The organism is Chromobacterium alticapitis (genome assembly GCF_002924365.1).
Lineage (GTDB): Bacteria > Pseudomonadota > Gammaproteobacteria > Burkholderiales > Chromobacteriaceae > Chromobacterium > Chromobacterium alticapitis.
The window spans coordinates 1-24,816 of record NZ_PQWB01000068.1; the positions used below are offsets into that span (position 1 = coordinate 1).

Annotated in this window: 21 protein-coding genes, 1 other RNA gene and 1 pseudogene; 3 read left to right on the forward strand and 20 right to left on the reverse strand. The window is 65.4% G+C overall.

What is annotated here, in order from left to right; translation table 11 throughout:
* Positions 1 to 203: 203 nt before the first annotated feature.
* Both ampD and C2I19_RS22520 read right to left on the reverse strand, forming a co-directional pair.
* Complete coding sequence (gene ampD, locus C2I19_RS22515; protein ID WP_304529154.1) at positions 204 to 749, reverse strand: 1,6-anhydro-N-acetylmuramyl-L-alanine amidase AmpD; 546 nt, start codon at positions 747 to 749, stop codon at positions 204 to 206.
* Positions 750 to 797: 48 nt separating this feature from the next.
* Positions 798 to 1,223, reverse strand: a pseudogene (locus C2I19_RS22520) (GNAT family N-acetyltransferase); the annotation flags it as partial.
* A gap of 207 nt (positions 1,224 to 1,430) precedes the next feature.
* Here C2I19_RS22520 and C2I19_RS14700 point away from each other — a divergent pair.
* Positions 1,431 to 1,961, forward strand: coding sequence for a hemerythrin domain-containing protein (locus C2I19_RS14700; RefSeq protein WP_103903443.1), 531 nt, complete (start codon positions 1,431 to 1,433; stop codon positions 1,959 to 1,961).
* Positions 1,962 to 2,034: 73 nt separating this feature from the next.
* Here the strand turns inward: C2I19_RS14700 and tal are convergent, their stop codons facing one another.
* The 3 genes from tal to phoB form a co-directional block, all read right to left on the reverse strand.
* Positions 2,035 to 3,096, reverse strand: a complete 1,062-nt coding sequence (gene tal / locus C2I19_RS14705) for a transaldolase (protein WP_103903444.1) — start codon at positions 3,094 to 3,096, stop codon at positions 2,035 to 2,037.
* A 106-nt stretch (positions 3,097 to 3,202) separates the two neighbouring features.
* A complete protein-coding gene (gene phoR / locus C2I19_RS14710; protein ID WP_103903445.1) occupies positions 3,203 to 4,510 on the reverse strand; it encodes a phosphate regulon sensor histidine kinase PhoR in 1,308 nt (435 codons plus the stop codon).
* Positions 4,511 to 4,516: 6 nt separating this feature from the next.
* On the reverse strand, positions 4,517 to 5,206 hold the full coding sequence (phoB, locus tag C2I19_RS14715) for a phosphate regulon transcriptional regulator PhoB (protein WP_103903446.1): 690 nt from the start codon (positions 5,204 to 5,206) through the stop codon (positions 4,517 to 4,519).
* A 419-nt stretch (positions 5,207 to 5,625) separates the two neighbouring features.
* Between phoB and C2I19_RS14720 the strand changes: the two genes are divergently transcribed.
* Entirely contained in the window at positions 5,626 to 6,069 is a 444-nt protein-coding gene (locus tag C2I19_RS14720; protein ID WP_103903447.1) for an Lrp/AsnC family transcriptional regulator, read from the forward strand.
* Positions 6,070 to 6,136: 67 nt separating this feature from the next.
* Here C2I19_RS14720 and gap read toward each other — a convergent pair whose 3' ends face one another.
* The 6 genes from gap to C2I19_RS14750 all read right to left on the reverse strand — a co-directional run bounded on the left by gap (position 6,137) and on the right by C2I19_RS14750 (position 14,561).
* Positions 6,137 to 7,135, reverse strand: a complete 999-nt coding sequence (gene gap, locus C2I19_RS14725) for a type I glyceraldehyde-3-phosphate dehydrogenase (RefSeq protein ID WP_103903448.1) — start codon at positions 7,133 to 7,135, stop codon at positions 6,137 to 6,139.
* Positions 7,136 to 7,353: 218 nt separating this feature from the next.
* The gene (nagE, locus tag C2I19_RS14730; protein ID WP_103903449.1) at positions 7,354 to 9,039 is read right to left on the reverse strand and encodes an N-acetylglucosamine-specific PTS transporter subunit IIBC; all 1,686 of its coding nucleotides are present in this window, start codon (positions 9,037 to 9,039) and stop codon (positions 7,354 to 7,356) included.
* Between the two features lie 91 nt (positions 9,040 to 9,130).
* Positions 9,131 to 11,620, reverse strand: coding sequence for a phosphoenolpyruvate--protein phosphotransferase (gene ptsP, locus C2I19_RS14735; RefSeq protein ID WP_103903450.1), 2,490 nt, complete (start codon positions 11,618 to 11,620; stop codon positions 9,131 to 9,133).
* An 85-nt stretch (positions 11,621 to 11,705) separates the two neighbouring features.
* Positions 11,706 to 12,716, reverse strand: coding sequence for an SIS domain-containing protein (locus C2I19_RS14740; RefSeq protein ID WP_103903451.1), 1,011 nt, complete (start codon positions 12,714 to 12,716; stop codon positions 11,706 to 11,708).
* Entirely contained in the window at positions 12,709 to 13,830 is a 1,122-nt protein-coding gene (gene nagA, locus C2I19_RS14745; RefSeq protein WP_103903452.1) for an N-acetylglucosamine-6-phosphate deacetylase, read from the reverse strand. Before nagA ends, C2I19_RS14740 begins: the two co-directional genes overlap by 8 nt.
* Positions 13,827 to 14,561: a GntR family transcriptional regulator gene (locus C2I19_RS14750; protein WP_103903453.1), complete on the reverse strand. Its 735-nt coding sequence runs from the start codon at positions 14,559 to 14,561 to the stop codon at positions 13,827 to 13,829. Before C2I19_RS14750 ends, nagA begins: the two co-directional genes overlap by 4 nt.
* Before the next feature lie 409 nt (positions 14,562 to 14,970).
* On the opposite strand from C2I19_RS14750, the gene C2I19_RS14755 reads away from it, so the two are divergent.
* A complete protein-coding gene (locus C2I19_RS14755; protein ID WP_103903454.1) occupies positions 14,971 to 15,963 on the forward strand; it encodes a lytic polysaccharide monooxygenase in 993 nt (330 codons plus the stop codon).
* Positions 15,964 to 15,984: 21 nt separating this feature from the next.
* On the opposite strand, the gene yedA is transcribed toward C2I19_RS14755, so the two are convergent.
* The 9 genes from yedA to rnpB form a co-directional block, all read right to left on the reverse strand.
* Positions 15,985 to 16,848 carry a drug/metabolite exporter YedA gene (gene yedA / locus C2I19_RS14760; RefSeq protein ID WP_103903461.1) on the reverse strand — a complete coding sequence of 288 codons (864 nt, stop codon included), beginning with the start codon at positions 16,846 to 16,848 and terminating at the stop codon, positions 15,985 to 15,987.
* A gap of 61 nt (positions 16,849 to 16,909) precedes the next feature.
* Positions 16,910 to 17,578, reverse strand: coding sequence for a protein TolQ (gene tolQ, locus C2I19_RS14765; protein ID WP_103903455.1), 669 nt, complete (start codon positions 17,576 to 17,578; stop codon positions 16,910 to 16,912).
* Between the two features lie 25 nt (positions 17,579 to 17,603).
* Positions 17,604 to 18,185, reverse strand: a complete 582-nt coding sequence (gene tsaC, locus C2I19_RS14770; RefSeq protein WP_103903456.1) for an L-threonylcarbamoyladenylate synthase type 1 TsaC — start codon at positions 18,183 to 18,185, stop codon at positions 17,604 to 17,606.
* A 190-nt stretch (positions 18,186 to 18,375) separates the two neighbouring features.
* Positions 18,376 to 19,380, reverse strand: coding sequence for a UDP-glucose 4-epimerase GalE (gene galE / locus C2I19_RS14775; RefSeq protein WP_103903457.1), 1,005 nt, complete (start codon positions 19,378 to 19,380; stop codon positions 18,376 to 18,378).
* A 113-nt stretch (positions 19,381 to 19,493) separates the two neighbouring features.
* A complete protein-coding gene (gene purD / locus C2I19_RS14780) occupies positions 19,494 to 20,771 on the reverse strand; it encodes a phosphoribosylamine--glycine ligase (RefSeq protein WP_103903458.1) in 1,278 nt (425 codons plus the stop codon).
* Positions 20,772 to 20,934: 163 nt separating this feature from the next.
* Positions 20,935 to 22,512 (reverse strand): bifunctional phosphoribosylaminoimidazolecarboxamide formyltransferase/IMP cyclohydrolase, encoded by a 1,578-nt coding sequence (gene purH / locus C2I19_RS14785; protein WP_103903459.1) that lies wholly within the window; start codon positions 22,510 to 22,512, stop codon positions 20,935 to 20,937.
* Between the two features lie 173 nt (positions 22,513 to 22,685).
* Complete coding sequence (locus C2I19_RS14790) at positions 22,686 to 22,922, reverse strand: helix-turn-helix domain-containing protein (protein WP_011134100.1); 237 nt, start codon at positions 22,920 to 22,922, stop codon at positions 22,686 to 22,688.
* Positions 22,923 to 22,971: 49 nt separating this feature from the next.
* Positions 22,972 to 24,024, reverse strand: coding sequence for a tRNA dihydrouridine synthase DusB (dusB, locus tag C2I19_RS14795; protein WP_103903460.1), 1,053 nt, complete (start codon positions 24,022 to 24,024; stop codon positions 22,972 to 22,974).
* Between the two features lie 118 nt (positions 24,025 to 24,142).
* Positions 24,143 to 24,545, reverse strand: an RNA gene (gene rnpB / locus C2I19_RS14800) — RNase P RNA component class A.
* Positions 24,546 to 24,816: the final 271 nt, after the last annotated feature.

The following is a 24,816-nucleotide window of genomic DNA, read 5'->3' on the forward strand; positions in this document are numbered from 1 at the left end:
GGATGGAGGAAAGGATGGCGAGGGTTAGCATGTGGCATATCGCAAATAAATACTGACCGTTCATTTGCCTACGAGTTCAGCGTTGAATGGCCCTGACTCACCCAGTGACATTCCCGCTCGATGGATTAAAAAAACCCGCCGATTGGCGGGCCATATTATTTGTCTGAATTTGAATAATACCCTGATGAATTAAAACCCCTGCGTTAATTCGCCAGTTGACAATCAGCCTGCGCGCGCGCCCAGTCGAAGAAAGGACCGGGATCGGTCTTGCGTCCGGGCGCGATATGCTCGTGCCCCGTCACCGCGATCAAGGGCAAGCGCTTGCGCAGCGCCGCGCTCAGCGCCGCCAGCATGCGGTATTGCGCCTCGCTGAATGGTTCGAAGTCGCAGCCTTCCATTTCCACGCCTATGGAGAAGTCGTTGCACTTCTCCCGTCCCCGCCAGCTGGACACGCCGGCATGCCAGGCGCGCTTGCCCGTCGGCACGAACTGCAGCAATTGACCGTCTCGGCGGATGAAAAAATGGGCTGACACCCTGAGCTGATGGATGCCCTGGTAGTAGGGATGCTCGGCGGGGTCCAGCCGGTTGGTAAACAGCTGCTCCACGCCAGCGCCGCCGTAGCGATACGGCGGCAGGCTGATATTGTGGATCACCAGCAATTCCGGCACGCAGCCGGGGCTGCGCTCGTCGCAATTCGGCGACGGCAATTGCAGCGCGCCCTTCACCCAGCCATCGGCGCGCAGCTCCAGCGCCGGCGGCTCCGCCGGCCGATACTCCAGCCGCCACAGCGCCAGGCCGTCCGGCGTCAGCCAACGCTGGGTCTGCACGAAACCCGCCTTGTGGTATAGGGCCAGCGCGGCGCGATTCACTTCCGCGGTGTCCACGCTGCAACTCGTCTCGCCCTGCACGGCCCGGTTCAGCAGCCGGTAGCCCCAGCCTTGAGCCAGATGCTCCGGATCGACCACGGTGCGATCGATGTGGATGCCGCCGTCGGGACGGCGCGACACCACCACCAGCCCGCGCAGCGCCCCGCCTTCGAACGCGGCCCAAATGCGCTCGCGGCAGCTGCGCACCGCGGCCAGGTCCGGCCACAACAAGGGCAGACCGGGATAGTTCAGCCATTGCACTTCCAGCTGGTGCGAAGCCAGCTGCACCCGCAAGGCTTGCCGCGCTTCTTCCACATTGCCCAGATCCAGTTCCCGGACCTCGAACGGCTGCTGCATGTCGCTTCCTTGTCTTCATCAAATGTCATGCGGCCGGCGGAAAATCGCGCTTGTGTTCCACCGCGCAAAGCGGTATCAAGAACATGCGTTGCCGGCGCGCGCGCCATCCGGCCATTATGACGGACAGTTTACTCTTGAGGCATGTCATGTCCACGGCCCCGGCGGTACGGCACAATCTCGATTGACCCAATGCTGGAGACCTCCCACATGCTCACGCTCGACACTCTGGGCGCCGCGGCCGCGCCAAGCTTCGATCAGCCGCTGGAAATGCTGCTGGCCTGCCACGACAAGATCCGCCGCTTCTGCGACTTGCTGGACAAGCTGCCGCCCTACATCGAGGAGCGCGGCGTCGACGAAGCCGCGCGCAACACGATAGACGACGTGGTGCGCTATTTCGATGTCGCCGGCCCCGCCCATCATACCGATGAAGAAGAAGAACTGTTCCCGCTGATAGAAGAGCGCGTGCCGACCGCCGCCTCGCGGCTGGAGCAGCTATCGGCCGAGCACGGCTATCTGCACTCATGCTGGAACGCCATCCGCGACGACCTGCTCGCGCTGCGCGACGGCCGCATCAAGCAGATCAGCAAGAGCGAGCTGCAGGAGTTCGCGCGCCAGTACCGCGAGCACGCCGCCGCCGAGGAGGCCTGGCTGTTCCCCACCGCCGCCAGCACCTTGAGCGCCGATGAGCTGAGGCAAGCCGGCATCCGCATGGCCGAGCGCCGCGCTCAAGCCGCCTGATCCCCCGCTCGCCCAAGCAAAACGGGTTGCCCGCTCGCGCCGGCAACCCGTTGTGTTTCCGCCTGCGGCAGGTTTAGGCAGTCAGTTTCAGCAGTTGGACGAACGCGTCTTCGAACAGCTTCAGGCCATCCTGCTGCAGCTTCTCGCCGACGGCGGCCAGGTCGATGCCGGCGGCTTCCACTTCGGCCAGCAAGGCCTTGGCTTGGTCCATGCCCACCGGCAGCGTCAGCGCGGCGTCGCCGTGGTCGCGGAAGGCGGCCATGGTGGCATCCGGCACGGTGTTGACGGTTTCGTCGCCGATCAGGCTTTCCACGTACAGCACGTCGCTATAGGCGGCGTTCTTGGTGCCGGTGGACGCCCACAGCAGGAATTGCGGACGGGCGCCGGCGGCGCGCAGCTTGGCGAACTCCTCGCCGTGGAAGCGCTCCTGGTAGCGCGCGTAAGCGGCCTTGGACAGCGCGATCGCCACCTTGCCCTTGTGCTGCTCGGCCACTTGCGCGTCCAGCAGGCTGTCGACGCGCGACAGGAAGAAGCTGGCCACGGCCTTGACGCCGCCCACCGGCTGGCCGTCGGCCAGCCGCGCGGACAGGCCGGCGATGTAGGCGTCCCACACCGCTTCCACTTGCGGCAGCGAGAACAGCAGGGTGATGTTGACGTTGACGCCTTCGCGGGTCAGCGTTTGGAATGCGCGGATGCCTTCGGCGGTGGCGGGAATCTTGATCATCGCGTTGGCGCGGCCGATTTCGGCCCACAGGCGGCGGGCGGCGGCCAGGGTGCCGGCCTCGTCGCGCGACAGTTCCGGCGAGACTTCCAGGCTGACATAGCCGTCATTGCCCTGGCTGGCCTCGTATTGCGGCAGCAGCAGGTCGCAGGCAGCCTGGATGTCCGCCACCACCAGCTTCTCGTAGCGCGCCTCGGCGGACAGCGCCGCATCCTGCTTCAGCACGGCCAATTCGCCCTGGTAGCTGGCGTCGCTGCTGATCGCCTTGTAGAAAATGGCCGGATTCGAGGTGACGCCGGCAATGCCGTCGTCGGCCAGCAGACGCGCCAGCTCGCCGGAGGCGATCAGTTCACGGGACAGATTGTCCAGCCAGATACGCTGGCCGAAGGGACGGATGGCTTGCAAACGGTTCATGGTGAGGCGTCCGGAAGATTGCTTGAGATAAAGAAAGATATCCTAACGCGACGCAACCGCCGCGCCAAGGGAATTGTCGCGGCGGTTTGCGCTGGATCGAACACAATCAGGCGGCCTGGGCATCATGGCGCCGCTCGCGCGGAAACACCACGCTGAACGTGCTGCCCTTCTCCGGCTCGCTCTTGATCTCCAGCCTGGCGTGGTGGCGCGCCAGCACGTGCTTGACGATGGCGAGGCCCAGGCCCGTTCCGCCGCTGCCGCGCGAGCGGCCGCGGTCCACCCGGTAGAAGCGCTCGGTCAAACGCGGAATGTGCTCGCGCGGAATGCCTATGCCGGTGTCGGCGACGGAGAAGCGCAGGAACTCGCCTTCGTCTTGCCAGGCCAGGGTGATGCAGCCGCCTTCCGGCGTGTAGCGCACCGCGTTGGACACCAGATTGCCGAAGGCCGAATGCAGCTCCTGGCTGCTGCCCCACAGGCCGCAATCGCAGTTGCGCAGCAACTTGACCTGATGGCGGCCCTGCGACAAGCCTTCCGCTTCCACCATCAGCGTGTCCAGCATATCGCGCATGTCCACCCGCTCGGAATTGACCGCCTTGGGGCTGTTCTCCAGCTTGGACAGCGTCAGCAAGTCCTCCACCAGGCTTTGCATGCGCCGCGACTGCTCCATCATCATGGGCAGAAACTGGCGGAACACGCGGTCATCCACTTCCGGCATGTCCGACAGCGTTTCCAGGAAGCCGCCCACCACCGTCAGCGGCGTGCGCAGCTCATGCGACACGTTGGCGACGAAATCGCGGTGCACGGTCTGCACCCGCTCCAGCTGGGTGATGTCGCGCGTCAGCAGCAGTTTGCGCGTGGAATCGAACGGCACCAGCTGCAGCGAGATCACCAGCTCGCGCGGCTGGCTGAAGGTCAGCATCAGCGGCTGGCTGAAGCTGGCGTTCTTCATATAGGCATGAAAAGCAGGCTGGCGAATCAGGTTGAGGATCTGGTTGCCGACGTCGCGCTTGCGGTCCAGGCCCAGATGCTCCACCGCCATCGGATTGACCCACTCGATGCGGTCCAGCTCGTCCAGCACCACCACGCCGTCCGGCATCGCCTCGCCGGCGTTGATGAAGCGCTCCAACACATGGGTCAGCTTCTTCTTGCTCTGGCTCTGCGTGCGCATGGTGCGGTACAGCGTCATGAACACGGTGTGCCAAACGCCGAAGCCGTCCGGCACGCGCTCCGCCACCGGATGGCGCAGCCAACGCATCAGCAGTGCGATGTGGTACAGATTGAAGGCCAGCCAGGCGCTCAGGCAGATCGCCAGCGCCAGCAGCGCGTCGGTGCCCGATGAGGCGACCCAGAAGCCGCAACTGATGACGGTGATGGCCACCAGCCACAGCGCGGTTCTTTGCAGGAATTCGCGCATCGCGGCCTACTGCTGCACGGAGAAACGGTAGCCGGTGCCGCGCACGGTCTGAATCAGCCCGTCATGCTGGGTGCCTTCCAGCGCGCTGCGCAGGCGGCGGATATGCACGTCCACGGTCCGCTCCTCGACGAAGACGTGGTCGCCCCACACCTGGTCCAGCAGTTGGGCGCGCGAGTGCACGCGCTCTGGATGGGTCATGAAGAAGTGCAGCAGGCGGAATTCGGTCGGTCCCAGATCGATCACGTTGCCGTGGCCGGTCACGCGGTGGGTCACCGGATCCAGCCGCAGACCCTGTACGTCCACCGCGTCGTCGGTCATCTGCGGCGCGCGGCGGCGCAGCACGGCCTTGATGCGGGCCAACAGCTCGCGCGGCGAGAACGGCTTGGTGATATAGTCGTCGGCGCCGGTTTCCAGGCCGATGATCTTGTCCTGCTCGTCGGAGCGGGCCGTCAGCATGATGATGGGGATATGGCGGGTGCGCTCGTCGGCGCGCAGGCGCTTGGCCACGTCCACGCCGCTGGCGCCGGGCAGCATCCAGTCCAGCAGCACCAGGTCGGGCAGCGCGTTCCTCACCAGCGTCAGCGCCGCCTCGGCGGTGCCGGCGCGCAGCACGTGATGGCCGGCCTGGGCCAGATTGAAGGCGATCAGTTCCTGTATCGCCGGTTCGTCTTCGACCAGCAAGATGTTGGCGGCCATGTCGGCTATCCTCGGGTTTTGATTTTGTGGCAAGGATACAAACGCCAGATGACAGTAATATGACATGTCTTGTGACGTTTGCCGGCATTTTGCACCAAGACAGCCCAGCTATCCAGACGCCCAAAAAAAACGGGCCTGCCTATGGGGCAGACCCGGAATGGTCGTCGTCAAAAACATTGATCTGACAAGAGACCAGGGACAAAGAGATCACCAGGACAGTCTCAAATGAGGGGGTCGTAGACTCTGCTCATCCGCAACCAATCTTGGAGCGGAACAGGCGGCGGGACATGCCTCCTGCTCCTGATACGGGCTGAATTTTACGTAGCAATGCCGCATCTTTAGCACATTATTCAAAGGAATTTTCTTATTTTTACCTTTGTTTAAACGTTTTTTCTAGCAAATAGCCTTACAATGAAAACATGGACAGATTCGACCGCAAAATCCTTGCCGCACTGCACGAAAATGCCAGAATCAGCTTCGCCGAACTGGCGCGCCGGGTGAACCTGTCGGCCCCCGCCGTGGCGGACCGCGTGGCCAAGCTGGAGCAAAGCGGCGTCATCACCGGCTACCGCGCGCAAATCGATCCGAGCCGCGTCGGCCTGCCCATCTCCTGCCTGATCGAATTGACAGTCAAGCATCTGGAGTATTTCGTGGTGATAGACGAAATCCGCAACACGCCCGAAGTGATAGAGTGCGCTTCCATCACCGGCACCAGCGGCCTGATGATCAAGGTGGCGGTGGACACCATGGCCTCGCTGCAAGCGTTGATCGCGCGGCTGATGCAGTTCGGCGACACCAAGACCTCCATCATCATCGACATGCCGGTGGCGCCGCGCATGCCGGCCCTGCACGAAGACGAATGAAAAAACGGCCGACGCCCTCGCGGGCGCCGGCCGAAACAGAGAACAACTCTCCCTTACTCGATCAGGCTCAGCCTGCCACGTGCTTCACGAAGCGCAGCATATTGCAGGTGTAGCCGTATTCGTTGTCGTACCAGGCGACGACCTTGATGAAGGTCTTGTCCAGCGCGATGCCGGCGTCGGCGTCGAAGGTGGACGGCGCGGTGTTGCCGACGAAGTCGGTGGACACCACTTTTTCATCGGTGTAGCCCAGCACGCCCTTCAGCTCGCCTTCGGAAGCGGCCTTCATCGCCTTGCAGATGTCGGCGTAGTCGGCTTCCTTCTCCAGCTCCACGGTCAGGTCGACCACGGACACGTCGGAAGTCGGCACGCGGAAAGCCATGCCGGTCAGCTTCTTGTTCAGTTCCGGGATCACCTTGCCCACGGCCTTGGCGGCGCCGGTGGACGACGGAATGATGTTTTCCAAGATGCCGCGGCCGCCGCGCCAGTCTTTGGACGACGGGCCGTCCACGGTCTTCTGGGTGGCGGTGGCGGCGTGCACGGTGCTCATCAGGCCGCGCTTGATGCCCCAGTTGTCATGCAGCACCTTGGCCACCGGGGCCAGGCAGTTGGTGGTGCAGGAAGCGGCGGAAACGATGGTTTCGCCGGCGTACTTGTCATGGTTGACGCCATAGACGAACATCGGGGTGTCGTCCTTGGACGGAGCGGACTGCACCACTTTCTTGGCGCCGGCGTCGATGTGCTTCTGGCAGCTTTCCTTAGTCAGGAAGAAGCCGGTGCAGTCGATGACGATTTCGGCGTCCACTTCATTCCACTTCAGATTGGCCGGATCCTTTTCCGCGGTCAGGCGAATGGTCTTGCCATTGACGACCAGGCTGCCGCCTTCCACCTTGACGTCGCCCTGGAAGCGGCCGTGCACGGAGTCGTACTTCAGCATGTAGGCCAGGTATTCCGGATCGAGCAGGTCGTTGATGCCGACCACTTCCAGCTCGGGGAAATCCTTGGCGATCGCGCGGAACACCATGCGACCGATGCGACCGAAACCGTTGATACCGACTTTGATAGCCATGATGAAGTCTCCTTGTCAGCTTGTGACAGCTCAATAAATGGTTCGATGGTTGAAACGACGCCACCGAAATAAAGCGAATCCGGATCGCGGCGCGTTGCCGGCCGCGACAGCCCTGAAAACAAAACAGCGCAAGGTCGTTTCCCGCCTTGCGCTGTCACTTTCCACCCATTTGACAATGTAATCAACACGCTACATCAAATGTTGCCTACTTTGCCGTTTCAAGCCTGCAAAACCGCGGCATACGGGCCGGCATCCCCTTGCAGAACCACGTGCAATACATTAGCCGAAACCGAAGTCACGCCGCTGGCGCCCAGTTGCTGCAAAACGGCCTGGTCCACGCGCGCGGCATCGGCCACCTCCACCCGCAGCCGGCTGCCGGCCACCACTTCCACTTTGCGCACATTGTCGGCGCCGCCCAAGGCGGCCAGCCAGCGCGCCTTGTCTATGCTGGCGCCGTTGGCGGCAGCGGCGGACACCAGCTTCTCGGCGGCGGCTTGCGGAGCCGGCGCAACGCCCTCTCCCGCGGCCAGCGCGGTGCGGATTTCGTCGGCGATCAGATCGGCCTCCGGTCCCAACACCACTTGCACGCTGCCGGCTGCCGGCTTGATCAGGCCGCGCGAACCCAGCGCCTTCAGCGCGGTTTCATTGACCTTGTCGTTGCTGGCCACTTGCAGGCGCAGACGGGTAGTGCAAGCATCCACCAGCTTCAGGTTGGCCGCGCCGCCCAGCGCGTCGATGAAGGCGCGCGCGCGGCCGGTGCCGGCTTTGACTTCAACGGCGGCCACCGTCACGTCTTCGCGGCCCGGGGTTTTCAGGTCGAACTTCTTGATGAAGAACACGAACAGGCCGTAGTAGACGACGAAGTAAGCCGCGCCTATGGGCAGCAGCAGCCACGGCTTGGTGGCCAGGCCGAAGTTCAGCAGATAGTCGAACAGGCCGGCGGAGAAGCCGAAGCCGAGCTTGACGCCCAAGAGCTGCATGATGGCCATGGCCAGGCCGGTCAATACGGCATGGATGGCGTACAGCGCCGGGGCCAGGAACATGAAGGCGAATTCGACGGGCTCGGTCACGCCGGTCAGCATGGCGGTCAGCGCCATCGAGAACAGCAGGCCGCCGACGGCCGCCTTGTTTTCCGGCTTGGCGGTGCGGTACATCGCCAGGCAGGCGGCCGGCAGGCCGAACATCATCACCGGGAAGAAGCCGGACATGAACATGCCCGCGGTCTTGTCGCCGGCGAAGAAACGGGTCAGGTCGCCGTGCACCAGCTTGCCGGCGGCATTGGTGAAGTCACCCACCTGGAACCAGACCATGGTGTTGAGGATGTGGTGCAGACCGGTGACGATCAGCACGCGGTTCAGCACGCCGTAGAAGAACACGCCCACTTCGCCGGCGCCGATCAGCCACTTGCCGATGGCATCGATGGCATGCTGGATCGGCGGCCAGACATAGCCCAGCGCCGCGCCCAGGATCAGCATGGAGAAACCGGTGACGATGGGCACGAAGCGCTTGCCGCCGAAGAAGGCCAGATAGCTAGGCAGCTTGATGTCCTTGTAGCGGTTGTACAGATAGCCGCCTACCAGGCCGGACAGAATGCCGGACAGCACGCCCATATTGATCTTGTCGTCTATCACCTTCAGCACGGCGGTCAGCACCAGGAAGCCGATGGCGCCGGCCAGGCCCGATGTGCCGTTGTTGTCCTTGGCGAAGCCCACCGCCACGCCGATGGCGAAGATCAGCGCCAGGTTGCTGAAGATGGCGTCGCCCGCCTGCGCCATGATCTTGATGTCCAGCAGATCAGGCTGGCCCAGCCGCAGCAGCAGGCCGGCCACCGGCAGCACGGCGATCGGCAGCATCAGGGCGCGCCCCAGCTGCTGGATGCCTGCGAATTTGTTCAAGGTACTCACAAGATATCTCCCAGGTTAATTCTGGTGCCGTCTTGTCTAACGGCGGCTCCCCAGCTCTTCACATCACAGCGTCGATTGCCCCGCGTCCGCTTCAGACGAAGGGCCACAACTCCTTGACCCTGCCGCGCACCGCCTGCGCCGAGTCCAGCGCCAACAGGCGGGCTGCCTCCTCGCGGCACTGCCGCAGCGACAGGCTGCGCACCAGGCTCTTCACCTCGGGCACCAGGCGCGGGCTGACCGACAGCTCGGTCACGCCCAGGCCCAGCAGCACCGGCACCGCGAGCGGGTCCGACGCCATCGCGCCGCACACGCCCAGCCACTTGCCATGCTTGGCCGCGCCGTCCGCCGCGATGGCGATCAGCCGCAGCAGGCCCGGATGCAGGGAATCGATGCGCGCGGCCAGCGTGGCGTTGCAGCGGTCCATCGCCAGCGTGTACTGGGTCAGGTCGTTGCTGCCCACGGACAGGAAATCGGCATGGCGGGCCAGCTGGTCCGCCAGCAAGGCGGCGGACGGCACTTCCACCATCACGCCCAACTGCGGCCGCTCGCTCACGCCCATCTCGGCGGCGAGTTCGTCGATGCGGCCGCGCAGGCGGATCAGCTCGCCCGCGTCGGCGATCATCGGCACCAGGATGCGCAGCCGCGACAGCGGCTTCACCATCAGCAAGGCGCGCAGCTGCGCGTCCAGCATGTCCGGATAGGCGAAGCCGGTGCGGATGCCGCGCAGGCCCAGCGCCGGGTTCGGCTCCGGCGGCAGCTGCAGATAGGGCACGTCCTTGTCGCCGCCCACATCCAGCGTGCGGATAATGGCGTGGCGGCCGTCCAGCGCGTCCAACACCGACTGGTAGGCCTCGGTCTGCTCTGCCTCGGTCGGCGCTTCTCGCCGGTCTATGAACAGGAATTCGGTGCGCAGCAAGCCGACGGCGTCCGCGCCATGGGCCACGCCCTCGCGCGCGTCGTCGGCGTTGGCGACGTTGACCGCCACCTCGATCGCCGCGCCGTCCAGCGTAATGGCCGGCGCGTTGGCCGATGCCTGCATCGCGCGCAAGCGCGCCGCCAGCCGTTCGATCTCGGCGCGCGCGGCGGCCAGTTCGGCCGCGTTCGGCTGCGGATTGGCCAGCCCGGCGCCGGCATCCAGCACCAGGGTCTGGCCATGCGCCAGCGTCAGCGCGTCCGCGCCGCAGGCCACCAGGGCCGGGATGCCCAAGGCGCGCGCCAGGATGGCCACATGGCCGCTGGCGCCGCCGGCGGCGGTGACGATGCCGGCGATCTTGGCGCGCGGCAGCCGGGTCAGCGCTGACGGCGCCAGGTCCTCGGCCACCAGGATGGAGGCCTCGAACAGCTCAGGCCCCTCTTCGGGCTCGCCGTACAGCGCCGCCAGCAACTGGCGTTCTATGTCTTTCAGATCCGCCACGCGCTCGGCCAAAATAGCGTTGCCCAGGCCGGCCAACACCTCGCACTGCGCGCGCACCGCGCGGCGGAAGGCCAGACCGGCGCTCGCGCCGCCGGCGATATCGAGCGCGGCCGCGGCCAGCAGCTCGGGATCGTCCAGCAGCGACAGGTGGGCGGCGAAGATATCGCTCTCCGCGGTCGCGCCTCGACGCAAGGCGGCATCTATGCCTTGTTGTATCTGCCGGCGCGCCGACTGCAGCGCCTCGCCCAGCTTGGCCCGCTCGGCCTCTTCGCCGTCGCCGCGCTCGGGCAGCGGCATGTCGAAGGCGTCCAGCCGCACCGCCTGGCCGACGGTGATGCCGGGCGCGGCGGCCACGCCGGCGATGCGGCCCGCCACTTTGGCCACGGCGGCGGCTGCCGGCGCGTGGCCGGCGGCGCTGCGGGTGGACAAGGCGGCTTGCACCGCGGCCAATGCGGCGGCGGCGTCCGCGCCGCGCGCGATCACCGCCACGGCGTCGTTTTCGGCCACGCCCAGGCCCAGCATGGCCACCACGCTGCGCGCGTTGGCCTGCTTGCCATTGAATTCAATGAAGGTTTCCGCGGCAAACGCCTTGGCGGCTTGCTGCACCAGCGCAGACGGCCGCGCGTGCAGGCCGCCCTCGTGCAGCACCGTCGACTCGCCGCGGCATTCCGGCCCGCCGGCGGACTCGCGGGGGGAGACAGCCCCGCGAGCCGCCACGGTCAGGAAGCGCGTCCGGCCCGCTTCTAGCAGGCCTTCGGCGCGGAGGGGAAAATCGAACTGCTCGGAATTGGCGATGACCACCATGGTCTGCAAGGACAGTGCACCGCGCGCCACCGCATCCAGGTCCACCTCGATCAGCGGCTGGCCGGCGGACACCCGCTCGCCGACGCCCACCAGCGGCAGAAAGCCGCGGCCATCCAGCTTGACCGTGTCGATGCCGATGTGGATCAGCACCTCCGCGCCGTTGTCGGCCAGCAGGGTCAGCGCATGGCCGGTGCGGGCCAGCTGGGCCACCGTGCCGCCGCAAGGCGCCAGCAGCGTGGAGGACAATGGCTCCACGGCCAGGCCGTCGCCCATCATCAGGCCGGCGAACACCGGATCGGGCACGCGGTCGAGCGCAATGGCCGGGCCGGAAAACGGCGCCAGCAGTTCTAAGCTTGTGGTCATCGAGCGTCCTTGTACTGTCTGTTCTGATCGGCGGCCGCCTATCCGCGGCCGCCATGGCGGTCTGCGCCGCCTGTTCGCCTCCCGCTCAGCGGGTGCAGGTCACCTTGGACAAGTGGCGCGGCACGTCGGGGTTCAGGCCGCGCGCCTCGGACAGCCGGGCGGCCATCAGGTAGAAGCTCTGGATGGCCAGCAGCGGGTCCAGCGCCTCGTCGTCGGCCACCGCCAGCGTCAGGTCGCGGCTTTCCACCTCGGCCGGCGCCGCCAGCAGCACCTTGGCGCCGCGGCCGCGCATCTCGGCGGCCAGGGCGACCAAGCCCTGCTGCTCCGGTCCGCGCGGCGCGAAGATCAGCAGCGGGTAGCCCTCGTCTATCAGCGCCATCGGGCCATGCTTGATCTCGGCGCCGGAGAAGGCCTCCGCCTGGATGGCGCAGGTTTCCTTGAATTTCAGCGCCGCTTCCAGCGCCACGGCGAAGCCGAGGCCGCGGCCCACCACCATGATGCGCTCGGCCGGCTTCAATACATCGATGGCAACAGACCAGTCCTGGGCGGCCGCCTCGCTCAAGCGCTTGGGCAGGTTTTCCAGCGCGGCCAGCAGGCCGGCGTCGTTCTGCCAGTGCGCCACCAGGCGCGCCACCGCGGACAGCGAAGTAATGTAGCTCTTGGTGGCCGCCACGCTCTTTTCTTCGCCGGCGCACAACGGCGCCGCCCAATGGCAGGCTTCCGCCAGCGGCGAGCCAGGCTTGTTGACCAGGGCCACGGTATGGGCGCCGGCGGCGGACAGGGCCTTCATGGTGTCCACCAGGTCCGGGCTCTGGCCGGACTGCGACACCGCCACGGCCAGTTGGCCGGACACCGCCAGCGGCGACTGGTGCAGCGTGACGATGGACATCGGCAGCGACACCACCGGCACGCCCAGCCGCTGCATGGCCAGGTAGGCGAAGTAGCTGGCGGCGTGGTCCGAGCTGCCGCGCGCCACGGTCAGCGCCAGGCGCGGGCTGATGCGGGCCAGCTCGCGTCCCAGCGCGGCCAGGCCTTCATCGGCGTACATATGTTGCGCGGCCACCGCCTCGGCGGCGTACAGCGCTTCTTCAAGCATCAACGAGGCCAATTTCCTCTCCCTCAACGTAGACTTGCTGCAAATTCAGTTCCGCATCCAGCACCGCGATGTCGGCCCAGGCGCCGGCTTCCAGCCGGCCGCGGTCGGCCAGGCCCAGATAGTCGGCCGGGTACAGCGACAAACGATGCGAGGCGTCCGCCAGCGGCAGGCCTATCTTCACCAGATTGCGCAGCGCCTGGTCCATGGTCAGCGTGCTGCCGGCCAGGGTGCCATCGGCCAGCCTCACCCCGCCCATGCACTTGGTGACGGAATGGGAGCCCAGCTTGTACTGGCCGTCCGGCATGCCGGCGGCGGCAGTGGAGTCGGTGACGCAATACAGGCGCGGAATGGCGCGCAGCGCGGTGCGAATGGCGCCCGGATGGACGTGGAGCAAATCGGGAATCAGCTCGGCGTACTCGGCATGCGCCAGCGCCGCGCCCACCACGCCCGGCTCGCGATGATGCAGGCCGGTCATGGCATTGAAGAGGTGAGTGAAGCCGGACGCGCCCTGTTCCAGCGCGGACACGGCGTCCTCGTAGCTGGCCAGGGTATGGCCCATCTGCACCTTGACGCCCTGTTCGCTGAGCCGGCGGATGATGTCGAGGTGGCCCGGAACTTCCGGCGCCAGCGTGATCAGCGAAATCGGCGCCAGCGCGCGATAGCCGTCTATCTGCGCCATCGCCGCCTGACAGGCGTCGTCCGGCTGCGCGCCCAGCTTGCCCGGATTGATGTAGGGACCTTCCAGGTGCACGCCCAGCACGCGGCTGCCGGCCGGCGCCCGCTCCTTGCTGCAGCGGCCGATGTCCGCCAGCACGCGGGAGATTTCCTCCGGCGGCGCGGTCATGGTGGTGGCCAGCAAGGACGTGGTGCCGAAACGGGCGTGCAGCCGCGCCACATGATGGACGGTGTCGCCGCCCTCCATGATGTCCACGCCGCCGCCGCCGTGCACGTGCAGATCGATGAAGCCGGGCAGGATGTAGCGTTCCGGCTGCCGGCCGGACGCCAGCTTGGCGTCTATCGCTGCGATGCGGCCGTCGGCCGCCAGGCGCACGGCGCCGTCCATCCAGCCGGAGGCGGTAAGGATGCGGCCCTGCAAGGTCTGGTTCTGGGTCATCGTTTCAGTTCGGCTACAAAGTCGTAATAATCGTTGCGGCAGTAGGTGTCGGTCAGCTCGATCGCCACGTTGTCGGCGTTGTAGCCTATACGGGTGATCAGCAGCATCGCCTCGCCCGGCCGTATGCCGGCAAGCGTGGCGATGTCGCCCGAAGCGTTGACCGCCCGGATGTGCTGCAAGGCTCGCACTACCGAATGTCCTGTCGCGTCCAAATGGGCGTACAGCGAAGTGCCCACTTGCTGCGGGTCGGATAAATACGCGACCGGCAGCGTACTCATTTCAATCGCCATCACCACGCCGTCGGCGAGGCGCTGGCGCTTCAGCCGCGCCACCATCGAGGTCGGCGACAGCCCCAGCTTGATCACTTCCTCGTTGCTGGGCGCGAACACGCCGCGCTCCAGCCACACCGATGACGGCACGAAGCCGCGCAGCCGCAGCTGCTCGGTGAAGCCGGTCAACCTCGACAAGGGCTGCTCCAGCCTCGGCGTGATGAAGGTGCCCGAGCCCTGGCGCCGGCGGATCATGCCCTGCTCCAGCAGCACGTCCATCGCCTTGCGCGCGGTCACCCGCGAAATGCCCAACTCCTCCGAAAACGTCCGCTCCGACGGCAGCGCCTCGTCGGCTTGCCACCAGCCGGCGTTGATCGCGTCGGCCAGCTTGCGCGACAGCTGCAGATACAGCGGGGTGCTCAGGGTTTCATCCGGTTTCAATGCTTGCCAGCGGTTTTCCATGGTCGTCTGCAAGTGGTCTGAAAATTGCAGTGTAAGCCCTGTCGCCCGCCGGCGGCATCCCGTCCGACTTCCCCCGCGCAGCGTAATCCGCGCGCTACACTGCGAACGTTAATACCACATTAATACCACGTCAATACCAATTTAGCCTCCGCAAGCAGGAAAGCGCTGTGCGCTGGCAACAAAACGACAGCGCCATGACTTGCGTCAGCCATCGCGCGCGCGCCACTCGCCCAAGCCTTAGTGCCAGGTCTGCAAGGAGTTGTTTTTTGCCAGAATTTTCGCTTGGCCGGCCACCCTGACATGGCAGCCAGATCATGCCGGCTCGCCGCCTTGGCATGCCGGCGGCGGCGCGACATCCGCCGCGCGCCGCCAGCCGCGCCATGCATACCACTATCGACAAGGAGTCCACATGAAACGCCAATGGCAAGCCATCCTGCCGCTGCTGCTGAGCGGCCTGAACGCGCCGCTCTGGGCCCACGGCACCATGGAAGTGCCGGTCAACCGCGTCTACAGCTGCTATCTGGAAGGACCGGAGACGCCGCAAAGCGCGGCCTGCCAGGCCGTGCGCCAACTGGACGGCGCCGAGGGGATGTACAACTGGAACGGCATCAACCGCAATCCGCCTGGAGACAACCACCAGGCGGTGGTGCCAGACGGACAGCTGTGCGGCGGCGGCCAGGCCACTTTCCGCTCGTTCAACCTGCCGCGAGACGATTGGAAAACCACGCCCATCGCCCCGGACGCCGCCGGCAACTTCGAATTCGTCTACAAGGCCACCGCGCCGCACGCCAGCAAATATTTCCGCTTTTACGTCACCAAGGATGGCTGGCGCGACGACCATCCGCTGCGATGGGCGGATCTAGAATTATTCGGCACGTACAACGGCACGCCGCCGCTGGACGCCAACAAGCGCTATCACATGACCATGAAGCTGCCGCCAGGCAAGAGCGGCCGCCACATCCTCTACAACGTGTGGAAGCGCTCGGACAGCGAGGAGGCGTTCTACTCCTGCTCCGACGTGGTGTTCGCGGCCGGCGCCAAGCAGGCCGCGCCGCTGGCCAATGCCTGGAAGGAGATTGGCCGCGTGGTGGCGCACGGCGATCTGCCTGCCGGCGGCAGCGCCACCCTGCGCGTGTTCGACGCCATGGGCCGCGACGCGGAGAGCCAGAGCATGCGGCTGAACGCGGCCAGCGGCCGCGCGGCCAACTGGCCTTACGAGCTGGCGCGCCAGGTGAACGCGGCATCGCGCATCATCCGCATCGGCGCGCTCGGCGTTCGGGGAGGGGAAGCGGTGATCGAACCGTCGCGCGATGCCGCGGCCAACCGCGTCTACCTCAACGACGGCTACCCCGGCTACAGCTACACCATAGACCTGAAGAAGGACGGCCCCGCGCCGCGATAGCCGGCAGACGGCTTGGCGGCGCTAGCGCCGCCAGCTGATCAGCAGCACCGCCGCCACGATCACCGCCATGGCCAGCATCTCCTGGAGCCCGACACGCTCGCCCAGAAACAGCGCGCCCAGCAGCACGGCGATCACGGGATTGACGTAGGCGTAGCTGGTGGCCGCGGCCGCCGACACTGTCTTCAGCAGATAAAGATAGGCGCTGTAGGCGATCATCGAGCCGAACACCGTCAGGTAGAGCAACGCTCCCCAGCCGGCCGCGCCGGGCCAGGCCTGCAGGCGCTCGCCGATGGCGAAGCTGGACAGCAGCAAGGCCAGGCCGCCGAAAATCATGGTCCAGGCGCTGCCCATCGCGCCCGGCGGCTGGGCCAGATGCTTGCTCCAGGCCGAACCCAGCGCCCAGCCGGCCGAGGCCAGCAAGAGCAGAACCGCCCCCTGCGGGCTGGCCTGGAGGCTGCTCCCCAAGTTCAGCAATACGATGCCGAACACGCCCAGCGCCATGCCCGCCCACTCCAGCGCGCGCGACTTATGGCCGAACAGCCTGGCGAACAGCAGCGTGAACAGCGGCACCGTGGCCACCACCAGCGCGGCCACGCCGGACGACACCTCGCGCTCGGCCATGGTCACCAGGCCATTGCCCACCGCCGGCATCAGTACGCCCAGAATGGCCGCCCCGCGCAGCTGGCGCGAGTCGGGCCAGGCCACGCCGCGCCAGCGCAGAAAGGCCAGCACGACGCAGCCGGCCAAAGTGAAGCGGATGCCGGCCATCATCAACGGCGGCCAGGATGCCACGCCGACGCGAATGGCCAGGTAAGTGGAGCCCCAGATGATGTACAGCGCGAAAAATGCCGCCAGCGTCAGCGGCGCAAGACGTGAAAAAGGCATGGCGAGGTCCGAATGATTCGAACCCAAACCATGCCGCATGCCGGCCGAAACGGCAAGAAGCCTATCGCATCGCCAGCCGCTGCAGGATGTTGGAGAACTCTTCCATATAGGTGTCGAAGCGCGTGGCCATGCGGTCCACATCGGTGGCGAAGCGGTTGTAGGCCACCACCGCCGGAATGGCCGCGAACAGGCCGATGGCCGTGGCCACCAGCGCCTCGGCGATGCCCGGCGCCACCGTGCTCAGCGTGGCCTGGCCGGCGTTTCCGAGGCCGATGAAGGCGTGCATGATGCCCCACACCGTGCCGAACAGGCCGACATAGGGACTGACCGAACCCACTGTGGCGAGGAAGGAAGTATGGCTGTCCAGCGTGTCCAGCTCACGTTGCGCCGCGGCGCGCATGGCGCGGCGCGAGCCGTCCATGATGTCGGACAGCTCGGTGCCGGCGCGGCCGCGCAGTTTCAGAAACTCGGCGAAGCCGGACTGGAAGATGCGCTCCATGCCCACCGCGTCGCTGCGGCGGCACACGTCCTCGTACAGGCGGTTCAGGTCCGCGCCGCTCCAGAAATTGCGCTCGAACTCTTCGCTGTGGCGCTTGGCCGCGCCCAACACCGCGATCTTGTTGAAGATCAGCGCCCAGGACAGCAGGGAGGTCAGCGCCAGGCCGGCCATCACCAACTGCACCAGCAGGCTGGCGTTCAGGATCAGGCTGATGAATGAAATCTGTTGCACGTTTTCGTCCTCGGTTCACTTGCGGCTAGCGTAACACGCGGCCGCTTTCCAGATCGATGATGGTCGATGGCTTGCGCCGCTTGCCTATGCGTCCGGGCAAGGTCAGCGCCTTATGTTTGAAAGCCTTGCGGCAGGCCTGCGCCGTCTTCAGCGATTTCTGCCCGGCGCGGTTGGCCGACGTGGACACCAGCGCGGTGCCCAGCGTCCGGCACAAAGCCGCCGCCTCGCCATGGGCGGTGACCCGCACCGCGATCTTGTGGTGGCGCCCGCGCAGCGCCGACGGCACGCGCCGCGAAGCGGGCAGCAAAAAGGTATATGGACCGGGCCAATAGCGCGCCAGTTCCGCGCGCTGCGCAGTGGTAAGCGGCTGGATCAGGTGGCGGATCTGCTCGATATCGGCGGCGATGACGATCAGGCCCTTGTGATTGGGCCGCGCTTTCAGCGCCAGCACGCGGCGGATCGCCCGGACATCGAATGGATGGCAGCCCAGGCCGTAGCAGGATTCGGTGGAATAGGCGATTACGCCGCCCTGGCGCAATCGTCCGCGGGCGCGCCTTTGCAGCAACCGGCCAGGCAGGCGCGGCAAGGGGCCGGAACCAGACTTCATGATTTGATCGGACACAATAAAACGGGAAGCGGTCATTGTAGCGGCAATGGCGCAAAAGCACAGGCTTCGGGCGGAAAAAGAACGGTTCCCTCCTGCAACCAGAGATGATTGGCATGCATTGGGAAAGATGCGCCGGCCTTGGGCTTTTGCGGCCGGCGCCCGCGCCAGACGCTCACCCTCTCCTGCGTGTTCAGGAGAAACCTGCCGGATTCCGGCATTGCCAGCGCCAGCTGTCACGGCACATGTCATCCAGGCCTTTCCTAGCCGTCCATCCCAGCTGCGTGCGGGCGGCGGAGACATCGGCCCAGCTTTCCGCGATGTCTCCTACCCGGCGCGCAGCCATCTGGTACGGCACGGCCACGCCATTGACCCGCTCGAAAGCTTTCACCATTTCCAGCACGGAATAGCCTCTGCCCGTGCCTAGGTTCGCCGTGGTCAGACCGAGCCGCTGCTCTAGCACCTCCAACGCCTTCAGATGGCCCTCGGCCAAATCCGCCACATGGATGTAATCGCGCACGCCGGTGCCGTCATGGGTCGCATAATCACCACCGAACACATTCAGAAAGGCTTGCTTGCCGCACGCCACCTGAGTAATGAAAGGCAACAGATTATTCGGCGCCCCCTCTGGATCTTCGCCGATCTCGCCGCTTTCATGCGCGCCGACCGGATTGAAATAGCGCAGCACGGCGATGCGCCATTCCGGATCCGCCCAAGCCAAGTCCCGCAGCATCTCCTCGGCCATCAGCTTGCTGCGTCCATAGGGGCTGCCCGGAGACAAAGGCGTATCCTCGGCGATAGGCATGCGGCCCGGATTGCCGTAGATATTGGCGGATGAGCTGAACACCAGCCGTTTCACGCCGTGCCGCCGCATCGCGCCCAGCAGCGCCAGGGTGCCTCCGACATTGTTTTCGTAATATTCGAGCGGTTTGACAACCGAATCGCCCACTACCTTCAGGCCAGCAAAATGGATCACCGCGTCGATGGGATAGCGGAACGCCGCCTCCAGCGCCGCCTCGTCCCGGATATCGCCGTGAATGAAGCTCAGCGCCTTGCCGGTCAGTGCTTGCACCCTGCGCAACGCTTCCGCCTTGCCATGGCGCAGATTGTCCAATACCACCAGTTCATGGCCGGCCGTCAATAATTCGACGCAAGCATGGCTGCCGATATAGCCCGCCCCCCCGGTCACCAGAATCATCGCGTGTTCCCACTCTTACCAAAAACACGCCATTGTAGTGAAGGAGGGAAAGCCCTGTCCAAAGCAAAACAGCAGCGGCCGGATGGACGCTGCTGTTTCACCAGATAGGACGCTCAGTGCTTGCGGCCGATGGCGCGGGCGCCGATGTCGCGGCGGAATTGCTTGCCGGCGAACTCGATGGCGTCGGCCAACTGATAAGCTCTGGACTGCGCCATCTTGACGCTGTCGCCCAGGCCCACCGCGCACAGCACGCGGCCGCCGCTGGCGCGCAACTGGCCTTGCTCATCCAACGCGGAGCCGGCATGAAAGACAATGCCATCCTCGCTCTCCGCCGGGACGCCGTGGATGGCGTCGCCCTTGCGCGGCGCGTCCGGGTAGCCGGCGGCGGCCAGCACCACCCCCAGCGCCACGCGGCGGTCCCACTCGGCTTCCACCTTATCCAGCTTGCCGTTGACGCCGGCCTCCAGCAGAGTGGTGAAGTCGGTCTTCAGGCGCGCCATGATGGGCTGGGTTTCCGGATCGCCGAAGCGGCAGTTGAACTCGATCACCTTGGGATGGCCCGTCTCATCTATCATCAGGCCGGCATACAGGAAGCCGGTATAGCTGTGGCCGTCCTTCTTCATGCCCTGCACCACCGGCTGGATGATTTCGCGCATCACGCGGTTGTGCACTTCCGGCGTCACCACCGGCGCCGGGCTATAGGCGCCCATGCCGCCGGTGTTGGGCCCCTGGTCATGGTCCAGCAGGCGCTTGTGGTCCTGGCTGGTGGCCATGGGCAGCACGTGCTCGCCGTCCACCATCACGATGAAGCTGGCTTCCTCGCCCGCCAGGAAGTCCTCGATCACCACGCGGCTGCCGGCTTCGCCCATCTTGTTGCCGAGCAGCATGTCGTCTATGGCGGCATGCGCCTCTTCCAGCGTCATCGCCACCACCACGCCCTTGCCGGCGGCCAGGCCGTCGGCCTTGATCACGATGGGCGCGCCCCTGCCGTCCACATAGGCATGTGCGGCGGCGGCGTCGGTGAAGGTCTGATAGCCAGCGGTGGGAATGCCATGGCGCAGCATGAAAGCCTTGGCGAAATCCTTGGAGCTTTCCAGCTGCGCGCAATACTGAGTGGGGCCGAACACTTTCAGTCCCTCGCCGCGGAAGGCGTCCACCACCCCGGCGGCCAGCGGCGCTTCCGGGCCGACCACGGTCAGGTCTATCTTCTCTTCCTTGGCCAGGGCCAGCCATTCGGCCACGCCGTTGGCCGGCACATTGGTCAGGTTGGCGTCCAGCGCGGTGCCGGCGTTGCCCGGCGCGACAAACACCTTGGACACGCGCTTGGACTTGGCGATGCGCCAGGCCAGCGCATGTTCGCGGCCGCCTGAGCCGATCACGAGAACTTTCATGGTTTTCTTCCGTTACGCGAAACGCCCCGCGGGAGCGTTCCGTCTGCAAGGGTTAGGGTCGAAGATGGGAGCGGCGCTCCCTCTCCCCCGATCCCTCTCCCACCAGGGGAGAGGGCGGCGCGCCAGCATAGCCAGGATGCGCGCGCGCCGTTTCAAAAGCATATCAATGGCGGAAGTGGCGCACGCCGGTCAACACCAGCGCGATGCCGTGCTCGTCGGCGGCGGCGAACACTTCCTCGTCGCGCATGGAGCCGCCCGGCTGGATGATGGCCTTGATGCCCTGCTCGGCGATGACGTCGATGCCGTCGCGGAACGGGAAGAAGGCGTCAGACGCCGCCACCGCGCCAGCCAGGCTCAAGCCGGCGTCCTGCGCCTTGCGCGCGGCGATGCGGGTGGAGTCGACGCGGCTCATCTGGCCGGCGCCGATGCCGGCGGTCTGGCCGTCCTTGCAGAACACGATGGCGTTGGATTTGACGAATTTGGCCACGCGCCAGGCGAACAGCAAGTCCGACATCTCCTGCGCCGTCGGCTGGCGCTTGCTGACCACGCGCAGCTCGTCCAGGCCCACGTTGCGGATGTCCGGCGTCTGCACCAGCACGCCGCCGCCCACGCGCTTCAGCTCGAAGCGGTTGGAACCCGCTTCCAGCGGAATCTCCAGCACGCGCACGTTCTTCTTGGCGGCGATGATGGCCTTGGCCTCGTCGCTGAAGGCCGGGGCGATCAGCACTTCCAGGAACTGGCCGGTCACGGCTTCCACCGTCTCCGCGTCCACCGGGCGGTTGAAGGCGATGATGCCGCCGAAGGCGCTGGTGGTGTCGGTGGCGAAGGCCAGCTTGTAGGCGGACAGCGTGTCCGGGCCGACGGCCACGCCGCACGGGTTGGCGTGCTTGACGATGACGCAGGCGGTCTGCTCGAAAGTCTTCACCGCCTCCCAGGCGGCGTCGGCGTCGGCGATATTGTTGTAGGACAGTTCCTTGCCCTGCAGCTGCTGGTAATGGGCGATGCTGCCCGCAGCCGGGTCCAGATCGCGGTAGAAGGCAGCGGCCTGATGCGGGTTTTCGCCGTAGCGCATGTCCTGCACCTTGATGAACTGGGCGTTCAGGCGGTTCGGGAAGGCCACGCGCTCCGGCTTGCCTTCCACCACGCCTTCGGCCAGGCTGGTCAGGTAGTTGGAGATGGCGCCGTCGTAGGCGGCGGTGTGGGTGAAGGCCTTCTTGGCCAGCTCGAAGCGGGTGGTCTTGGCCAGCCTGCCATCGTTGACCTTCAGTTCGGCCACCAGTTCCGGGTAGTCGGCGCTATCGGTAACGATGGCGACATGGGCCCAGTTCTTGGCGGCGGAGCGCACCATGGTCGGGCCGCCGATGTCGATGTTCTCGATCGCGTCTTCCAGCGAGCAATCCGGATTGGCGATGGTGGCCTCGAACGGATACAGGTTCACGCACACCAGGTCGATATTGCCGATGCCGTGTTCGGCCATGGTGGACACGTGCTCCGGCAGATCGCGGCGGCCCAGGATGCCGCCATGCACCTTGGGATGCAGCGTCTTGACGCGGCCGTCCAGCATTTCCGGGAAGCCGGTGTAATCGGACACTTCGGTCACCGGCACGCCGGCGTCCTGCAGCAGTTTGGCGGTGCCGCCGGTGGACAGGATGTGCACGCCGAGGGAGGACAGCTCCTTGGCGAATTCCAGTACACCGCTCTTGTCGGACACGCTGATCAGCGCTCGTTCGATCTTGGTCATGTTTCTCTACCGCTTTGGCTATGAATGAACACAATAAAAACCGGCCCAGGCCGCCGACCACGCGCGTCGGCTCGACTCCCGTCTACAGCGGCCTGCCCATCGAATCCCCGCCCCTCGCCGCGCGGGAAGGGCAAAAAAAACCGGCCACCCTGTGACGGTGTGGCCGGTTATCTTCAAATCAAATCATACGACTTCATCTTCTTGCGGAGGGTGTTGCGGTTCAAGCCCAGCAACTCCGCCGCTCGCGTCTGGTTGCCCTGGGTGTGTATCAGCACCACCTCCAACAGCGGCTTCTCGACACAGGCGAGCACCATGTCGTAGATGGCGGACGGCGCTTCGCCGTCCAGATCTCTGAAATACTGTTCCATTGCCAGCCGCACCGACTGCGAGATGTGATCGTTGTTTTGCATCTTGTTATTTGCTGTCCAGATTAGGGTTCCCCGTAAGGTCCGCGCCGCCTCAGCCGCCGCAGGCCTCACCCTCCGCGACAACGTCGCGATCCAACTTGTCCTCGCCCTCGACTACATAGCTTAGACGATCGCCGGCGTCGCCAAGGCCGGAGAAATACGCATCCACCGCCAGCCGCTGCGCCTCGGTGCTTTCCAGCTGGTACATCTGCTGGCGGAAGGCGTTGCCGCCCGCCAGTCCCTTGGTGTACCAGGCGATGTGCTTGCGGGCGATGCGGCAGCCCGAGTACTCGCCGTAAAAACCGTAAAGCTCGTCCAGATGGCCCAGCATCAGCTCGCGGATTTCGCCCACCGTCGGCGGCGGCAACTCCATCCCGGTTTCCAGATAGTGCTGGATCTCGCGAAAAATCCACGGCCGCCCCTGCGCCGCGCGGCCTATCATGATCGCGTCGGCGCCGGTGTAATCGAGCACATGCTTGGCCTTGGCCGGCGAGTCGATGTCGCCGTTGGCGATCACCGGAATGGAAATCGCGCGCTTCACCTCGCGTATCGTGTCGTACTCCGCGTCGCCCCGGTACATGTCCTCGCGGGTGCGGCCATGCAGCGCCAGCGCGGCGATGCCGGCTTCCTCGGCCATCTGCGCCACCCTGAGCGCGGTCTTCACATCGCGGCTCCAGCCGGTGCGGGTCTTCAGCGTCACCGGCACGTCCACCGCCTTGACTACCGCTTCCAGGATGCGGCCGACGTTGTCCAGGTCGCGCAGCAGCGCCGAGCCGGCGGCCACATTGCACACTTTCTTCGCCGGACAACCCATATTGATGTCTATGATCTGCGCGCCATGCTCCACGTTGAGCCGGGCCGCCTCGGCCAGCATCTGCGGCTCGCCTCCGGCGATCTGCACCACGATGGGCTCCACTTCGCCCTCGTGGTTGGCGCGGCGCAACGTCTTGGGCGTGGTCCACAGCGCCTTGTTGGCGGTGATCATCTCGGAAACGGCCATGCCGGCGCCCAGGCGTTTGCACAACATGCGGAAGGGCCTGTCCGTCACCCCGGCCATCGGCGCTACGATCAGCCGGTTTTTCAGTTGGTACGGTCCTATCTGCATGACAAGTCAAAAATGGGTAATCGCGGGAAGGGTCGGTATTGTATAGGGAATTTCGGCGGCCGGGAAAAATTTTTGCTTATTTTTTAGGCAGCTTCGATAGTCGGGAGTAATGAGGGGGGGTGGAAGTCAGCCGATAAGCCGGGTTCTGTCGTTGGACAATCATTCCTCTAGGCCTGCCGTTGCCGACAGGCTCAAGCAACCTACCCGGGGACAACGCGAGCCACGTTGGCGTCCCCCTATTTGGTCTTGCTCCGGATGGGGTTTAGCCTGCCGTCCGTGTCGCCACGTCCGCGGTGCGCTCTTACCGCGAGCGGGTTGCCCCGCTCGTCCGGGCCGGCTTTCGCCTCCCGGTACACCTTTTCACCCTTGCCTGTGCCCTGTTGCCAAAGCCATCGGCGGTTCAGCTCTCTGTTCCACTTTCCGTCGCCTCGCGGCGCCCGGCCGTTAGCCGGCATCCTGCTCTACGGAGCCCGGACTTTCCTCCCCGCCCTTGCGGGCGCGGCGATTGTCTGGCTGACTTCCGGGCGCGATTTTAACGCAAATCCAACCGCGCCGCCCGACAATTTTCCATGACATACAGGATAATCCCGTATACTGGCTATCCCTTTTCGAAGTGTCCGGACTCGTGATGGAGTTGAATCAAGCCAGGCTGTCGCGCTTGCAGCTGTTCGGCACCTTGGCCATCGTATTTGCGCTGGCGCTGACCTTGACCAGCTATTTCCTGATGATGGGCTGGCGCGACTTCCAGTCCGGCCGGCAAAACATCGAGCAAGAAGCCGCCGCGCGCGCGCG

Bases quoted from the DNA above. Each gene is read 5' to 3' on its own strand.
- dusB (WP_103903460.1), bottom strand. From the start codon at position 24,024: ATGCAGATAGGACCGTACCAACTGAAAAACCGGCTGATCGTAGCGCCG.
- purD (WP_103903458.1), bottom strand. From the start codon at position 20,771: ATGAAAGTTCTCGTGATCGGCTCAGGCGGCCGCGAACATGCGCTGGCC.
- yedA (WP_103903461.1), bottom strand. From the start codon at position 16,848: ATGCCTTTTTCACGTCTTGCGCCGCTGACGCTGGCGGCATTTTTCGCG.
- C2I19_RS14700 (WP_103903443.1), top strand. From the start codon at position 1,431: ATGCTCACGCTCGACACTCTGGGCGCCGCGGCCGCGCCAAGCTTCGAT.
- phoB (WP_103903446.1), bottom strand. From the start codon at position 5,206: ATGGCCGCCAACATCTTGCTGGTCGAAGACGAACCGGCGATACAGGAA.
- purH (WP_103903459.1), bottom strand. From the start codon at position 22,512: ATGACCAAGATCGAACGAGCGCTGATCAGCGTGTCCGACAAGAGCGGT.
- phoR (WP_103903445.1), bottom strand. From the start codon at position 4,510: ATGCGCGAATTCCTGCAAAGAACCGCGCTGTGGCTGGTGGCCATCACC.
- galE (WP_103903457.1), bottom strand. From the start codon at position 19,380: ATGATTCTGGTGACCGGGGGGGCGGGCTATATCGGCAGCCATGCTTGC.
- C2I19_RS14750 (WP_103903453.1), bottom strand. From the start codon at position 14,561: ATGGAAAACCGCTGGCAAGCATTGAAACCGGATGAAACCCTGAGCACC.
- gap (WP_103903448.1), bottom strand. From the start codon at position 7,135: ATGGCTATCAAAGTCGGTATCAACGGTTTCGGTCGCATCGGTCGCATG.
- C2I19_RS14755 (WP_103903454.1), top strand. From the start codon at position 14,971: ATGAAACGCCAATGGCAAGCCATCCTGCCGCTGCTGCTGAGCGGCCTG.
- C2I19_RS14720 (WP_103903447.1), top strand. From the start codon at position 5,626: ATGGACAGATTCGACCGCAAAATCCTTGCCGCACTGCACGAAAATGCC.
- C2I19_RS14790 (WP_011134100.1), bottom strand. From the start codon at position 22,922: ATGCAAAACAACGATCACATCTCGCAGTCGGTGCGGCTGGCAATGGAA.
- ptsP (WP_103903450.1), bottom strand. From the start codon at position 11,620: ATGACCACAAGCTTAGAACTGCTGGCGCCGTTTTCCGGCCCGGCCATT.
- nagA (WP_103903452.1), bottom strand. From the start codon at position 13,830: ATGACCCAGAACCAGACCTTGCAGGGCCGCATCCTTACCGCCTCCGGC.
- C2I19_RS14740 (WP_103903451.1), bottom strand. From the start codon at position 12,716: ATGCTTGAAGAAGCGCTGTACGCCGCCGAGGCGGTGGCCGCGCAACAT.
- tal (WP_103903444.1), bottom strand. From the start codon at position 3,096: ATGAACCGTTTGCAAGCCATCCGTCCCTTCGGCCAGCGTATCTGGCTG.
- tsaC (WP_103903456.1), bottom strand. From the start codon at position 18,185: ATGAAGTCTGGTTCCGGCCCCTTGCCGCGCCTGCCTGGCCGGTTGCTG.